Annotated in this window: 9 protein-coding genes; 7 read left to right on the top strand and 2 right to left on the bottom strand. The window is 47.7% G+C overall.

Annotation, left to right across the window (positions count from 1 at the left end):
• Positions 1 to 9: 9 nt before the first annotated feature.
• Both HW560_RS24895 and HW560_RS24890 read left to right on the top strand, forming a co-directional pair.
• On the top strand, positions 10 to 1,353 hold the full coding sequence (locus HW560_RS24895; RefSeq protein WP_090897015.1) for a dihydrolipoyl dehydrogenase family protein: 1,344 nt from the start codon (positions 10 to 12) through the stop codon (positions 1,351 to 1,353).
• Positions 1,354 to 1,614: 261 nt separating this feature from the next.
• Entirely contained in the window at positions 1,615 to 2,223 is a 609-nt protein-coding gene (locus tag HW560_RS24890) for a DUF1349 domain-containing protein (protein WP_090897019.1), read from the top strand.
• 205 nt (positions 2,224 to 2,428) lie between these two features.
• On the opposite strand, the gene HW560_RS24885 is transcribed toward HW560_RS24890, so the two are convergent.
• A complete protein-coding gene (locus tag HW560_RS24885; RefSeq protein WP_090902226.1) occupies positions 2,429 to 2,902 on the bottom strand; it encodes an SET domain-containing protein in 474 nt (157 codons plus the stop codon).
• Between the two features lie 245 nt (positions 2,903 to 3,147).
• Between HW560_RS24885 and HW560_RS24880 the strand changes: the two genes are divergently transcribed.
• Positions 3,148 to 4,704, top strand: coding sequence for an ABC-F family ATP-binding cassette domain-containing protein (locus HW560_RS24880; RefSeq protein WP_063563476.1), 1,557 nt, complete (start codon positions 3,148 to 3,150; stop codon positions 4,702 to 4,704).
• A gap of 425 nt (positions 4,705 to 5,129) precedes the next feature.
• The gene (locus HW560_RS24875; protein WP_179265027.1) at positions 5,130 to 10,343 is read left to right on the top strand and encodes an S-layer homology domain-containing protein; all 5,214 of its coding nucleotides are present in this window, start codon (positions 5,130 to 5,132) and stop codon (positions 10,341 to 10,343) included.
• Positions 10,344 to 10,535: 192 nt separating this feature from the next.
• Here the strand turns inward: HW560_RS24875 and HW560_RS24870 are convergent, their stop codons facing one another.
• Positions 10,536 to 11,096: an NAD(P)H oxidoreductase gene (locus HW560_RS24870; RefSeq protein ID WP_090897025.1), complete on the bottom strand. Its 561-nt coding sequence runs from the start codon at positions 11,094 to 11,096 to the stop codon at positions 10,536 to 10,538.
• A gap of 177 nt (positions 11,097 to 11,273) precedes the next feature.
• On the opposite strand from HW560_RS24870, the gene HW560_RS24865 reads away from it, so the two are divergent.
• The 3 genes from HW560_RS24865 (at position 11,274) to cysI (ending at position 15,492) form a co-directional block, all read left to right on the top strand.
• On the top strand, positions 11,274 to 11,663 hold the full coding sequence (locus HW560_RS24865; RefSeq protein WP_256222027.1) for a winged helix-turn-helix transcriptional regulator: 390 nt from the start codon (positions 11,274 to 11,276) through the stop codon (positions 11,661 to 11,663).
• A gap of 211 nt (positions 11,664 to 11,874) precedes the next feature.
• On the top strand, positions 11,875 to 13,716 hold the full coding sequence (locus tag HW560_RS24860) for an assimilatory sulfite reductase (NADPH) flavoprotein subunit (protein ID WP_179265909.1): 1,842 nt from the start codon (positions 11,875 to 11,877) through the stop codon (positions 13,714 to 13,716).
• A 54-nt stretch (positions 13,717 to 13,770) separates the two neighbouring features.
• The gene (gene cysI, locus HW560_RS24855) at positions 13,771 to 15,492 is read left to right on the top strand and encodes an assimilatory sulfite reductase (NADPH) hemoprotein subunit (RefSeq protein ID WP_090897035.1); all 1,722 of its coding nucleotides are present in this window, start codon (positions 13,771 to 13,773) and stop codon (positions 15,490 to 15,492) included.
• Positions 15,493 to 15,677 lie beyond the last annotated feature (185 nt).

Raw genomic sequence — 15,677 nt, 5'->3', positions numbered from 1 at the left:
GGAACTACCATGACACAACCTTATGATCTGATCGCGATTGGAACCGGGAGCGCTGCAAGCTCTGTACTATCCCGCTGCGCCGAAGCCGGATGGAACATTGCCGTGATTGATGAACGAGAGTTTGGTGGAACCTGTGCGTTGCGGGGCTGTGATCCCAAAAAAGTACTTGCAGGAGCGGCTGAACTTATCGACTGGAATGAACGAATGAAGGGCAAAGGAGTGGAAGGTAACGCCTCTATTCAGTGGTCGGATCTTATGGCGTTCAAGCGAACGTTTACGGAGAGTATTCCGAGAGCAAGCGAGGATAAGTTCAAGCAGGCCGGGATGGACACCTTTCATGGCAAGGCTTCTTTCGTCGACGAAGATCACATTCGTGTAGGGGACGAAGTGCTGCAGGGGAAACATATTCTAATCGCAACAGGGGCGCGTCCGGCGCCACTTCCTATTGATGGGGCAGAGCATCTGAGATACAGCGATGATTTTCTTGATCTGGAACAGCTGCCGGATAAATTGGTTCTGGTGGGTGGAGGTTACATTGCTTTTGAATTTGCCCATATTGCGGCCAGAGCTGGTACGGAAGTTCATATTATTCATCGAGGGGAAAAGCCGCTGGAGCAGTTTGATTCACAGCTGGTGGATCTACTGCTGCAAAAATCCGAAGAGGTAGGCATTCACGTGCACTTGAATGCGGAAGTGAAGGCGATTCGTCAGCAGGGAAATTCGTATGTGGTTAGCGGAACCCGCAATGGGGCTGATCATCAATGGCAGTGTGGACTTGTCGTTCATGGTGCAGGGCGTATTCCGAATGTAGATGGGCTTGAACTGGAGAAGGGAAATGTCAGCTATACGAAAAAAGGCATCTCCGTTAATGAGTACTTGCAAAGCGAAAGCAATCCAAGAGTCTATGCGGCGGGCGATGTTACCGCAACGGAAGGGCTTCCGTTGACTCCGCTCGCAGGCCAGGAATCACGCGCAGTATCCTTGAATCTGCTTGAAGGCAATCATAACAAACCTAATTATAAAGTAATGCCTTCGATTGTATTTACCGTGCCATCCCTGGGGTCTGTAGGTCTTACTGTGGAGCAGGCCAAAAAAGAGGGTTTCGAGGTGAAGGTAAATGACATGTCAAAATGGTATACTTATAAACGTACGAATGAAAAATTTGCCATGGCCAAAGTCGTAATCGACAAGGCAACAGGGCGTATCCTGGGTGCTCATGTATTGGGTGGCAAAACAGAAGAACTGATTAACCTCTTCGCCATGGCTATTCAGTTCGATTTGACGACCGATCAGCTAAACACCATGAATTTTGCATATCCTACAGCCGCATCGGATATGGGCTCTTTATTCTAGATGAACTCATGTGTTGTAATTTGTGTCTATATAAAGTAAAAAGAAGATTACACGAAACGGAAAGTGCTGAACCAATCTGAAGAAGCGGAGCGTTCGCCTTTATCCCCGGATTTTTCCATTTGAAAATGGATCAAAAAAATCTGGGGATAACAGCGATCGGAAGATGGTTCTGCAATTGAAGTATCAGAGTGTTATAGTCTTCAGTTCATTTTATATAGTAACGAGGTTACAAGACGTGAATGTGGAAGGAAGGGAAGAATCATGTCAGTTCATTTTCATCGGATTCATGAAGCCGAGTGGACCACCGAGCCGGTTCAGGCACGAACGGAAGGTGACCGTCTGATTGTGGAGGCACAGGAGGGCAGTGACTTCTGGGAGAAGACCTTCTATGGTTTCTGTCATCAGAATGGGCATGCCATGCTTGCTCCATGGGATGGAACCAAGGCAATCGAAGTATCGTTCGATCTGAGTTCATTCACGGAATTATATGATCAGGCAGGATTAATGCTTTGGCATGGCCAGGATCAATGGATCAAGGCGGGGGTTGAAGTAAATGACGGCGTGGCTCATGTAGGGGCGGTCGTAACGGATCGATTTTCCGATTGGTCGCTCTCACCTGTACCGGAGTGGGGTGGTCGCATCGTTACCATTCGGGCTTCGTACCACGACGAATCCGTAGTCATTCGTGCCCGCACGGACGAGCATCCTTGGCGCACAATTCGGGTTGCTCGGTTTGCTTATCCAACGAACAAACAGGCAGGACCGTTTCTCTGTTCACCGAAGCGTGCCGGGTTTGAGGTTGCGTTTACCAAATGGAAATTGACTGAACCGGATCAGGATTTGCACACTGACCCACCTATTGTCGATTAAGATGGGTTTGGTTGGGAATGTGACGTTACCACAACATACCTAAAACAAGCAAGTCTTCCTTTGTGGAGGGCTTGCTTGTTTTCGTTTGCATTAGGCAGCGCCATAGGTTAATTTATCAAGCCTACAACGGATTATGTTGGGGTTTATTTAAGTTTTTTTTCACATGATGCTGCACTGCTGCTGTAGCTTATCATCGAAGTCTTGTTTATTTGCTTGAATCCGTGTTCTTGGAGCCAGACTCGATGTCATCAGCATCCTCTTCACCATCACTTGTTTCGTTCAGCTCACGCATACGTTCCTCGTAATCATCCAGGAACCATAATGGGTCCATGTTATCTTCCTCGCCATTATAATTGATCAATACTTCTTCACCGGCTTTGATATCTTTATAGGCATAGAAGTCAAAGGTGTGGTTTTCGAAGTTGATGTCATAGGTGGCATTAGGCTCGTAAGAATGATTGATCAAACTGCCGTAGCCCAGCAGGATAGCCGTATGATTGGCTCCGTATTCGAATACGTAATCTTCGAGAATTGTTTTCTCAACATGTTCGTGGTCTTCATTGGGATAAGGGACAACCGGAGCCTGATGGATCAGCTGGCCTTTCGGAATGTCTACGGTCGCAAATACGCCGCGGTTAAATTCACCATTACCCAATTTGGATTGTTTCACTTCAATCATGATTTTCACCTGATGCTCTCCAAGAGAGCTCCATTCTTATAGTAGTAAGTCGTTTAAGGAAAAATTTTAACCCATCCATACCTATAAGGCAAATGTCATTGATATCAGTTTGAGAGGATCAGGGGTCAAAACGAAGGACATTTCATCGAAAGATGGTGGTGAATTTACAATATGGCGTTGAGTTGTGCATGATATAACGCTTATAATATACAAAGAATTAAGTCTATATAGAAAAGGTGTCATGAATGAGCATATTAAATGTGGAAAAATTAAGTCACGGTTTTGGTGACCGTGCTATCTTTAACAACGTTTCTTTCCGCCTCCTGAAAGGCGAACATATTGGTCTGATCGGGGCCAATGGTGAGGGTAAATCCACCTTCATGAACATTATTACGGGTAAACTCCAGCCCGATGAAGGTAAAGTGGAGTGGTCCAAACGCATGCGTGTCGGATATTTGGATCAGCACGCTGTGCTCAGCAAGGGACAATCCATTCGTGATGTTCTTCGTGGAGCATTCCAGTATTTGTTCGACATGGAACAGGAAATGAATGATATGTATGGCAAGATGGGCGATGTAACTCCAGAGGAATTGGAACAGCTGCTGGAGGACGTAGGTACGATTCAGGATACGCTGACTAACCAGGATTTCTATATGATCGATGCCAAAGTCGACGAGACAGCACGCGGTCTGGGTCTGACCGATATTGGTCTGGATAAGGACGTAAACGATCTTAGTGGTGGACAACGTACGAAGGTACTGCTCGCCAAGCTGCTGCTTGAAAAACCGGATATTTTGCTCCTGGATGAGCCTACGAACTATCTGGATGAATTGCATATCGAATGGCTGAAACGCTATTTGCAGGAATATGAGAATGCCTTTATTCTGATCTCGCATGATATCCCGTTCCTGAACAGTGTAATTAACTTGATCTATCACATGGAAAATCAGGATCTCACCCGCTATGTGGGCGATTATAGTCACTTCCAGGAAGTCCATGAGATGAAAAAACAGCAGCTGGAGTCGGCGTATAAGCGCCAACAACAGGAAATTGCCGATCTCAAGGACTTCGTGGCCCGGAACAAGGCAAGTGTGGCTACGCGCAACATGGCGATGTCCAGACAGAAGAAGCTGGACAAGATGGATGTTATCGAAATCGCCAAGGAAAAACCGAAACCACAGTTTAACTTCCGTGATGCCAGAACGTCCGGCAAGCTCATTTTCGAAACAAAAGGTCTTGTCATTGGATACAACGAACCGTTGTCCAGACCACTGGATCTGCGTATGGAGCGTGGACAGAAGATCGCCCTCGTTGGTGCGAACGGTATCGGTAAAACAACGCTGATGCGCAGCATTCTGGGTGAGATTCCAGCTTTGGAAGGAACCGTTCAGCGGGGTGAACATCTGGAGATTGGATATTTCCAACAAGAGATGAAGGATGCGAATTACAATACCTGTATCGAAGAGATCTGGCAGGAGTTCCCTTCCTATACCCAATTTGAAGTGCGTGCAGCACTCGCAAAATGCGGACTGACTACCAAGCATATTGAGAGCAAGGTCGCGGTACTGAGCGGTGGCGAGAAAGCCAAAGTGCGTCTCTGCAAACTGATCAATAACGAAACGAACCTGCTCGTACTCGATGAGCCGACGAACCATCTAGACGTTGATGCGAAGGAAGAGTTGAAACGTGCACTCAAAGCCTACAAAGGCAGCATTCTGCTGATCTCTCACGAACCTGAATTCTATCGTGATGTGGTTACAGAGACATGGAATTGTGAGTCGTGGACCACGAAAGTATTCTAAGATAATACAATACGAGCGAGCTTGCATAAGCTCGGAGGGTGAGAAGAGGCGCGAATTTTGCTTGCAAAACAGGCAGAACTCGCGCCTTTTTTGCGTGGTTTTAACGAAAAATGTTTGAGCCCAATTCACAGTTGACAGCTTGAATAAGGCAATAATATAATCCAAGAAAGCGATTACATTTATATATTAGAAACCTGTTTCACTGCATAGGGGCAAGAAAGACACGGTATTCCGTATGGGTATCATTGCACTTAGAAGGGAAGACAGGTCTTTTTTTGCACTTCGATGAAACCGGTTTCATTAAAATGAGGAGGTGGACCACGCTTTGTACTGACCGCTGGCTGCTGAGAAGGATAGGCTGAATAACAACACCGCGCGTTCAAGAACCATGCTTTCATCTTTCACGCCAAAGGAGAGAATGAACATTGGATAAACTCAGGAAACCAATGATATTTATGTTATCTGCAACCCTTGCGCTGTCTTCCGGACCGTTGATGCTGCCGAGTATGGCGTATGCCGATCTGAGCAGTATACCCGCCACGTTGCTTCAGGACGATTTTTCGGATGGGAATTACACGGAATCACCTGCGTGGAACGTAAGCTCAGGCAATTGGGAAGTACTCGCGGACCCGACAGATACGTCCAACACCACGCTTTTCCAGAGTGACACCAATGAAGGCATCATCTCTACTGGAGACTCCATGTCGGACATGACCGTGTCCATGCGCTTTTACTCGGGAGCCGGTCAGGGGTATCCGGGAATATTGCCGCGGTTTCAGGATAAGAACAACTTTTACTATTTTCAAATGCAGGTCCCCAATAATAAACTCGTTTTCTCCAAACGGGTGAACGGAACAGATACTACTTTGAACACGGTGGATTATGCGTTTGCCAAAAATACATGGTACACACTTAAAGTGGTGCTATCAGGTACCACCATTCGCGGGTATATCGCAGAAAACGGCTCCGATCGGTTAGTATTTGATCTGTTCGATACTACATACGGGTCAGGTACCGTAGGCATTCGGAATAAGTGGCAGTCGGTACATGCAGATGACGTGATCATCGCCGAGCAACCGCCTGGGAACGATATTCAGCTCTCTATTGCTGAGCAGACGGCGTCTTCGGTTTCACTGCAATGGTCTGAAATCGCGGGTGCATCAGCCTATCGCCTGTACCGTTCCTCTACGCCTGAAGGCGGTTATTCTCTGGTAACTAGTACCGGATCTTTGGGACACACGGATGTAGGATTAAGCGGGGATACGGTGTATTATTACAAACTCGCTTATGAATACGGAGGTCTAACCGAGTCACTGTGGACTGCTCCGCTGGAAGTTCGGACGACTGCGGCGGCACCACAGGCTCCTGGCGAATTAAAGGCCGAAGCACTCAATGCCACAAGCGTGAAGCTATCTTGGTCCGCCGTGGACAAGTCAACTGGTTATCGCGTGGTTCGGGCCGAAGCTGGCAGTGAGCAATACGAGCAGATCTATGAAGGTAAAGGGCTAACATTCACGGATAATGCACTTGAGCCGGGCACCAGCTACAGCTATCGTGTGACGGCCTTTAATGCAGCTGGTGAGTCAGCTGCCACTGTTGCAGAAGCCACGACATATTCCATTGACTCTCCAGCAGAGTTCGCTGCCACAGCTGTGACGGACACATCAATCTCTCTGGGGTGGAATGTCTTGCCTGGATCTAATGTAACATATAAGCTCTCCAGGTCTACCAGCGCTACGGGTACGTATCAGCAGGTATATAGTGGCAATGAAAGCACGTTTAACGATAGTGGTCTGACGATGGGCACAGGATATTTTTACATGATCCAGGCGACCGTGGACGGTGTGACTTCTCCAGCATCCGCACCGTTGGGTGTTGCCACAGTTCGCACAAGCATTACACCAGGGCAACTGTGGCCAGATCTGGACGGGAAGCCGATCGATGCGCATGGGGCTGGCTTTTTCTATGATGAACAGACGGAGACTTATTACTGGTATGGCGAATATCATAAGGGCGGCTGGCCAGCTGTTGGTGTGCGTGTGTATTCATCGAAGGATCTCATGAATTGGACGGACCGAGGCATGGCTCTAACAACACTTCAATCCATGGATGATTTTGATAATGACCCGTTGATCTCCGAATTGTATGCGGGGCGTGAAGACCGCGTAGATATCTGGGCAGATATCCGCAAAGGACGGATCATTGAACGACCAAAGGTGATCTATAACGACAAAACGAAGAAATACGTGATGTGGGCCCACATGGACGGCGACAAGGACCCCTATAACGATAATGCGAATTACGGTAAGGCGCGGGCTGGCTACGCAATCAGCGACTCTCCAACAGGGCCTTTTGTGTATCAGAAGAGTTACCGGATGGACAGAGCTCCGGAAGGGGAGAAAGATTACTTCCCAAGCGATAAGGGCATGGCCCGTGACATGACGTTGTTCAAGGATGATGACGGTACCGGTTATCTGATCTACTCCAGCGAAGAAAACCTGACACTCTATATCTCCAAACTGAATGAAGACTACAGTGATGTAACAGGGTGGCATAAGGAAGGACGAACGGATGACAAAGGCAATCCGGTACGTGATTCGACCTATCAGGCCGAGTATGGCGTAGATTACGTGCGTGTATTCACGGGAGGGCAACGGGAAGCGCCAGCAATGTTCAAGTATCAGGGAAAATATTATATTTTGACTTCCGGAGCTTCCGGCTGGGCCCCTAACGAAAACAAAGTGACGGTGGCGGATAACATTTTTGGCCCGTGGTCAACGCAGACCAATCCATTCGTTCGCACGTTGCCAAGTGATCCCGATCCAGGCAAGGCATTTGGCACACAGACCACATCCGTCATTCCGGTCGATCCGGAAAAAGGCAAGTTCATTTACGTGGGGGATACGTGGAATGGTGGAAATTTCTCGAATGACGCCGCAAAATACGTGTTCTTGCCCATTGAGTTTGGAATAGGCTCCGATATCGCGATCAAGTGGTATAACAGTTGGACACCGGATCTGCTGAATTCGATGGGCAAGGTGGATATCGCTGATCCATTGCCAGAAGCCGTGGCGCTTGGCAAAGTACCATCCTTGCCAACGAGATTGAACGTACGCGACGGTGGTGAACTGGTGTCAACACCAGCAGTATGGACAATTGATAACCGGTCCATGACGGCAGAAGATTTTGCTAAGCCAGGACCGCTCACGTTACAGGTAACGACACCGGAATTTAACAACAAAAAGCAGGCAGTTCGCGTAAATGTCATTCCGGAGAATACATTATATTTTGTGAATAGCGGAGGTTACGAAACGGCTGATTACAATCTCATGGGTGCTTATATGAAAGGAACACTTGCGAACCCGGGAGCGGCCGATCAGATGTACGCTCCGGCTGAGGGGCGTAATTGGGGTTATGTCAGCGCAGATGCACTGCCATCCGGTTCGAATGGCGGGGATATATTCTCGACCGTACGTTATCTGAACGGTGGTAATGTCAGTAATTCTCCTAAAGGCACGGATTTAACCTATAAATTCGATGTACCAAACGGGACGTACGATGTGTACGCTGGATTCAACGATCCGTGGACCAATACATCGCGCAGAGCGAATTTCATCATCAATGGCGCCAATACCGGGGCTGTTACGTTTACGCCTGCCAGTGTTAGAGCCCACAAAGGCATTGGTGTGTTGGACAACAAACTGGAGTTAACCGTGCGCAATACGGCATCGCAAGACCCGATGATTAGTTGGATAATGATCGTTCAGCCAGATGCTACGCCACCTGTTAATGACAGTGCTGGTCTCAATGCGGATGCGGTGGATTCAACGAGTGCAACGCTTCACTGGGATGCTCATCTTGGTGCAGCAAGCTACAAGCTCTACCGCTCAGATCGTGAGCAAGGTGAGTACAAGGTGGTCTATAACGGCAATGGACGGGAGTACACGGACAGTGAACTGAACCCCGGCACGGAATATTATTACAAAGTGGAAGCTTTGGATGCGACGGGGCAATCCTTGAGAGGTGTATCTTCCGCTTATCAGGTGCACACGGCTCAGCAGAGCGCTGCGGATGTAGCAACAGGGATTACGGCACTGGAACAGCCTTCCGCAGGTGCAAAAAAACTGAAGTTACCATCCGTGCCACAAGGTTTCACGGTGAAGATCGCTTCCAGTTCGGTACCGTCGGTCATTCAAACCGATGGAACGATTGTCCCACCATCTAAGGAAACAACAGTAACACTGGAGTTGGAAATTACTCGAACTTCTGACGACAGTAGAGCCCTGACTGTACCGTTGACGTTGAAGGTGCCGGCATCTGTTCCTTCTCCAGGAGGCCCGGACCCTGGTTCAGGCGGCAATTCCGGTGGAAATCCAGGAAATGGTTCTGGTTTAGGCAACAATGGCGGACAATCAGGAAGTGGTAACCCAAGTGCAGAGAATGCTGTACCACAACCTAAACCGGAGAAAGACCGTTCCGTTCTGGAGTTGCAGGGACAGTCTGACCAGAAGGGTGTAGTGAAGTCTAACGTAGATGTTTCAACGATTAAAGAGGCTTTTAAAGTTGCCCCTGTAACAGATGCGGGTCAGCGCTTGGTCGAACTTCGGTTGAAGCCGGTTTCGGGAGCAACGGCATATGAAGTATCTCTCCCTGCCTCTGCGTTGATAGCTCAGGGTGAGTCACATGTGTTCAACTTGGTTACAGAGCTGGGCATGTTGGAGCTTCCTGCGACACTGTTAACGAAGGATATCGTTGGTGATGGTATTGCATCCATCCGATTGGTCAGAACAGAGTTACCAAAAACAGTGGCAGATCAGCTTGGCACGCAATATGGAGTCCAGATTGGACTTCAACTCGATGGTCAACCATGGCCATCGGAAAGCGAGTTGAACCTTCGTCTGCCTTACCAATCATCACAAAATGCTCAGCAGGATCGGATTGTAGCATTTGCCATTGGTGCGAACGGTGTGGCAACCCCATTGCCGCAAAGTTACTACGATCAAAAAAGCGGGCAGCTTGTATTTTCCGTAACATCACTCACAGGAAATTATGCTGTTGTGTCTGTGGAGCAGACATTCGCAGATCTTGCAGAAGTGCAGTGGGCCAAGAAAGCAATGGAGGCTTTGGCTGTCCGAGGTGTAATTGATGCTGAGGCAAGCGGTGATTCCACCCAGTTACATCCAAAACAGGAGATGACCCGCGGCCAATACATGCAATGGTTGATGACTGCGCTGGGCTTGAATGCTTCTTCCGGGAATGCGTTCTCTGATGTAAACGAAAAGGCTTCATATTACGAAGCAGTTACAGCTGCTCGTTCGCTAGGTATCACCAGTGGTAAAGGTGACGGGCGCTTCTTGCCAGAGTCCACGATCACTCGTCAGGAGATGATGACATTGACAGTGAGGGCACTTGCGGCGGCTGGACTGGTTGACTCCGAGAAGGCTGGAACTGATAACCTTACTCGTTTCCGTGATGCTTCCGAGATTCGCTCTTATGCCCGGGATAGTGTGGCATTACTTGTGGATCTGGGCATCGCCCACGGGTACAACGATGAGGTGAAACCACTTGCCGAAGCAACCCGAGCCGAATCGGCTACGTTGTTATATGCGATGATGAGCAAACTGGTATGGAAGAAATGATGATACACCAGCATCGTAGCGTGTGAAAAAGAAGGCTTGCTTTGACCTGGAACCCAGGTTGGAGTAAGCCTTCTTAATTGTACGCCAGCCATGGGCGATAAGTAATTAACTCAACGAACGAGTAGTTTAATGTCGTTTTAAAGTTGTTATCTGTAGATTCTACGAATTATTATCTGTAATGTCTGCGATTTGTTAATTGTAATGTTTGCCGATTTGGTATGCTTGCTCCAGCAAGCTTTCGATATGTTCTTTGGATTCTGAAATGGTTTCATAGAGAAACTCGACTCGGGATTCCTGCATTCTTGCATAACCCGCGATCCCGTTATTCAGATAATTCGAAATCATATTGTAATAATCGTATTTATGGAATGAAGCTTCCGTTCCTCCAGCTAGTGCAATCCAGAGTGCCTTTTTAGAGTTTGCCTTGTTTAGCAGCCCCATGTTCCATACCTTGTCCAGATAAGCTTTGAGCATGGAAGGAACGTTGTACCACCATACCGGGAAAATAAATACAATGGCATCAGCCGCTAGAACACGATCCAGCTCTTTGCGAATCACAGGGGCATGCTGCTTCTCAGGATTTTGCCAATCTCGCTCATCTTCTACGCTATATAACGGATCGAATCCATCACGATACAGATCAAGGATATCGATTTCGTGGTCATTTTCCTTTAAACCTTCTATAAAACGATTCATCACGGCAAATGTTAGGGAGTCCTGTCTTGGGTGAGTAACAACCAGCTTGATTTTCATGTATGAGTAACCATCCTTTTTCCTTTATTTTTTGGTTTAACGTTCTGACCAATGTTATTATAAGTTTCATGACATCTTTTTGAGAAGTACGCACCTTCGAGTGCTGTAGATACCTTGAGGTTCTTCGGTTACTTTTAATAATGGATATACATATATGTGATTTAAGGGGGATTACGATTGGAACAGGAATTGAAAAAATATGAGAGCGGTGTACAGGCAATGCTGGAACTGGTCGGTGGAAAATGGAGGATTCTTATTCTGCATCAACTGATATCAGGTAAAAAACGAACAAGTGAACTTCGCAGAGCCATCCCTGGCATTACCCAGAAGGTCCTTACCCAGCAGCTGCGTGATCTTGAAAAGAATGAAATCATCCATCGGATTATTCATCCTCAGATTCCGCCCAAGGTAGAGTATGAGCTGACCGAGTATGGCTTAACACTGCAGGCAATCATCGACCGCATCTGTCTGTGGGGAGAGAATCATCTGGACAGAGTATATGGAGATAAAAATAAAGTGCTGGAGAATCATTTTAGCGAATATATTCCGCTTTCGACTTCGAACTAACTGCTCCTAAATTAAAAAAACAACAAAACCATCCTGTGTTGAGGGGGAGGGGATTTGTTGTTTTTTTGTCCTTTATCAGTGAAACTGATAAATACCATAAAATCATCGAAATTGACCCTTACCATCGGGTATGGTAGGTTCAAGAGAGTAGAAATTAATATGATCATTTTAGTAGGAATTAAAATTGACGTAATGCGCGAGGTGGCAAATGGTGGAACTTCAAGTGACAAACAGCCCTTTTAATCAGGAACAGGTTGAGCTGCTCAATCGCCTTATTCCTACATTGAACGATGGACAGAAAACGTGGCTTAGCGGATATCTGACAGCCATTCAGGGATTTGCGGCTGTAGCTGCACCTGCTGGTGTGGAACAACAGCCTGCATCTTCTGCAGGTACTACTTCTGAAGGCGCACCTGCTGTGGTGTCCAGGGAAGTTACGGTACTCTTTGGATCACAAACCGGGAACTCCAGTGGACTGTCCAAGAAACTGGCGAAAAAGCTGGAAGAGCAGGGTCTTCAGGTGACGCTGTCGTCAATGGGAGATTTCAAACCGAACGGACTGAAAAAAGTAGAAAATCTTCTCATTATTGTCAGCACACATGGAGAAGGCGAACCGCCGGATAATGCAATTCCGCTGCATGAGTTCCTGCATAGCAAACGGGCTCCGAAGCTCGAAGGATTACGTTACTCCGTATTGGCTTTGGGAGATACTTCGTATGAGTTCTTCTGTAAGACAGGAAAGGATTTTGACATTCGTTTGCAAGAGCTTGGAGGAACAGCGCTTGTACCACGTGTGGACTGTGATGTTGATTTTGATGAAGCGGCTGCACAGTGGATGAATGATGTGCTTGCTTCACTCAGCAGCACACCTGCTGCTGCGGGAGCGGTAACCAGTGAAGCGGTTGGAGCGGCAATAAGCAGCGGTGAATCCGAGTTCAACCGGACGAATCCATTCAAAGCGGAAGTGCTGGAAAATCTCAACCTGAACGGCAGAGGATCGGACCGCGAGACACGTCATATCGAATTGTCTCTGGAAGGTTCCAATCTGGACTACGAGCCGGGCGACAGCCTCGGTGTATTCCCTGAGAATCATCCACGCCTTGTTGATGAGCTGATTTCAGCCATGGAATGGAATGCGGATGAGCGCGTTACGGTGAATAAAAGTGGAGACCAGGTATCTGTACGTGAAGCATTATTGCGTTATTTCGAAATTACTGCTGTTACAAGACCCGTTGTGGAGCAACTGGCAACGCTGAGCCCGGGTAGCGGGTTGCCCGCCCTGCTTGCAGATGATTCGGAATTCCGGAAAGTCATGAACAGCTGTGATTTGCTGGATTTGGTACAGGATTATGGGCTTAAAGGTATTCCGGCTGCAGCGTTCGTAGCTGTGCTTCGCAAAATCCCGGCACGTCTATATTCGATCGCAAGCAGTTCGAAATCTTTCCCGGATGAAGTTCATCTTACCGTTCGTGCAGTACGTTATGAATCACGTGGCAGAGAGCGCTACGGTGTGTGCTCTGTTCATCTAGCTGAACGAGTCGAATTAGGGGATACATTGCCTGTATTCATTCAGCAAAATCCAAACTTCAAACTGCCGGAGAACCCGGATGCTCCAATCATCATGATTGGACCAGGTACAGGTGTAGCTCCGTTCAGATCTTTCCTTGGAGAGCGTGAAGAGACAGGTGCAGAAGGCAAGACGTGGCTGTTCTACGGTGATCAGCATTTCTCCACCGATTTCCTTTATCAGACTGAATGGCAGCGCTGGCTCAAAGACGGCGTTCTTACGAAGATGGATGTCGCTTTTTCCCGTGATGCAGAAGAGAAAGTATATGTGCAGCATCGCATGCTGGAACATAGTAAAGAGCTGTATCAGTGGTTACAGGAAGGCGCAGTTATATATATCTGTGGTGACGAGAAACGAATGGCACATGATGTTCATGCTGCACTGGCAACCATTCTTGAACAAGAGGGTGGCCTGACACCTGAACAGGCAGCGGAATATCTGACACGTTTGCAGCAGGAAAAACGGTATCAGCGGGATGTATATTAATTACAGAGCATATGCCGGATGAGGCATCCCGGAGATACGAGAGGAGAAAGCAGCATGGCTTATAATAACTTACTTAACCCGCAGCGCACGAACAGCGATGTGGAAGATATAAAGATCAAAAGTAACTACTTGCGTGGAAGTCTGACTGAAACGCTGGCGGATCGGATCAGTGGTGCGATTCCTGAGGACGATAACCGTCTGATGAAACATCACGGCAGTTATATGCAAGACGACCGCGACCTGCGTAATGAGCGGAATAAATCCAAGCTGGAGCCTGCGTACCAATTCATGTTGCGTGTGCGTGCTTCCGGAGGAATTGTTACACCCGAACAGTGGTTAATGATGGATCGTGTAGCACATAAATATGCGAATGAAACCATTCGTCTGACGACGCGCCAGTCATTTCAGCTGCATGGTGTGCTTAAATGGGACCTCAAAAATACCATTCGGGAAGTGAACGATTCGTTGCTCAGCACCCTGGCTGCATGTGGTGACGTCAATCGGAACGTCATGTGTAACCCGAATCCGGATCAATCGGATATTCATGCTGAAGTATATGAATGGGCATGCCAGGTGAGTAATCATCTTGATCCACGCACGCGTGCTTACCATGAGCTGTGGCTGGATGGAGAGAAAATTATCGATTCACAGGACACGGATGAAGAAGTAGAACCGATCTACGGCAAAGTGTATTTGCCGCGTAAGTTCAAAATCGGGATTGCCGTTCCGCCATCCAATGATGTAGATGTGTTTTCGCAGGATCTCGGCTTTATCGCTATTGTAGAGAACGGCAAGCTGCAAGGCTTTAACGTATCTGTCGGCGGTGGTATGGGGATGTCTCATGGTGATCCGAAGACGTACCCTCAGGTGTCCAAAGTCATTGGTTTCTGTACACCAGAGCAAATGATTGATGTTGCGGAGAAGACGGTTATGATTCAGCGTGATTATGGGGATCGTGCAGTGCGTAAACATGCTCGCTTCAAATATACAATCGATGACCGCGGCCTCGCCTGGTTCGTGGAAGAACTGACGAGTCGTCTCGGCTGGAAGCTGGATGCGGCGCGTGAGTTCCATTTTGAACATAATGGAGATCGTTACGGTTGGGTGAAAGGCAGCAACGGCAGATGGCACTACACCTTGTTCATTCAAAATGGACGTGTGAAGGATGTGGACGGTTATCCGCTCATGACAGGTCTTCGTGAAATTGCCAAAATCCATACCGGAGATTTCCGTCTGACAGCTAATCAGAATCTCATTATCGGAAACATAAGCAGCCAGAAGAAGAAAAAGATTGAGGCACTGATTGAGCAATACAATCTGACCGATGGTGCTCACTACTCGGCGCTTCGCAGAAGCTCTATGGCTTGTGTGGCGCTTCCGACTTGTGGTCTTGCCATGGCGGAATCCGAACGGTATCTGCCATCACTGATCGACAAGCTGGAGCCTGTACTGGACGAAGCGGGGCTGAGAGACGAAGAGATTGTCATTCGTATGACGGGTTGCCCGAACGGCTGCGCAAGACCGATGCTGGCCGAGATTTCGTTTATCGGCAAAGCTCCGGGAAAATACAATATGTACCTCGGTGGAAGTTTTACCGGTCATCGCTTGAACAAATTGTACAAAGAAAATATTGGCGAAGCCGAAATTTTGGATACATTGACTCCAATGGTGAATCAATATGCCAAAGAGCGCCATGATGGTGAGCATTTTGGAGATTTCGTCATTCGTGCCGGTTATGTGCCTGAAGTGCTGGACGGTCAGCAGTTTCATGCCTAATTAGATGAATTCGTGAAGAGAAGCATTCCCTAGGGAATTGCTTCTTTGGCGTTTTTGGATCGTTTCCCTTTGGGATTTCTGAACGTGGCAAGGTGAGATCGACTTGCCTTTTACCATTTTTTCGTGAGTCTAAACTTGTTGAAGTACGCCCAACAAGATATAATGACTAGGTAGAAAGCAGATTA

This window comes from Paenibacillus sp. E222 (assembly GCF_013401555.1).
Lineage (GTDB): Bacteria > Bacillota > Bacilli > Paenibacillales > Paenibacillaceae > Paenibacillus.
The sequence above is the reverse complement of the archived record's forward strand: the minus strand, read 5'-3'. Positions and strand labels throughout refer to the sequence as shown.

What these genes read in the sequence shown, in the direction of transcription:
- HW560_RS24895 (WP_090897015.1), top strand. Translation starts at nt 10, where the DNA reads ATGACACAACCTTATGATCTGATCGCGATTGGAACCGGGAGCGCTGCA.
- HW560_RS24890 (WP_090897019.1), top strand. Translation starts at nt 1,615, where the DNA reads ATGTCAGTTCATTTTCATCGGATTCATGAAGCCGAGTGGACCACCGAG.
- HW560_RS24870 (WP_090897025.1), bottom strand. Translation starts at nt 11,096, where the DNA reads ATGAAAATCAAGCTGGTTGTTACTCACCCAAGACAGGACTCCCTAACA.
- HW560_RS24885 (WP_090902226.1), bottom strand. Translation starts at nt 2,902, where the DNA reads ATGATTGAAGTGAAACAATCCAAATTGGGTAATGGTGAATTTAACCGC.
- HW560_RS24880 (WP_063563476.1), top strand. Translation starts at nt 3,148, where the DNA reads ATGAGCATATTAAATGTGGAAAAATTAAGTCACGGTTTTGGTGACCGT.
- cysI (WP_090897035.1), top strand. Translation starts at nt 13,771, where the DNA reads ATGGCTTATAATAACTTACTTAACCCGCAGCGCACGAACAGCGATGTG.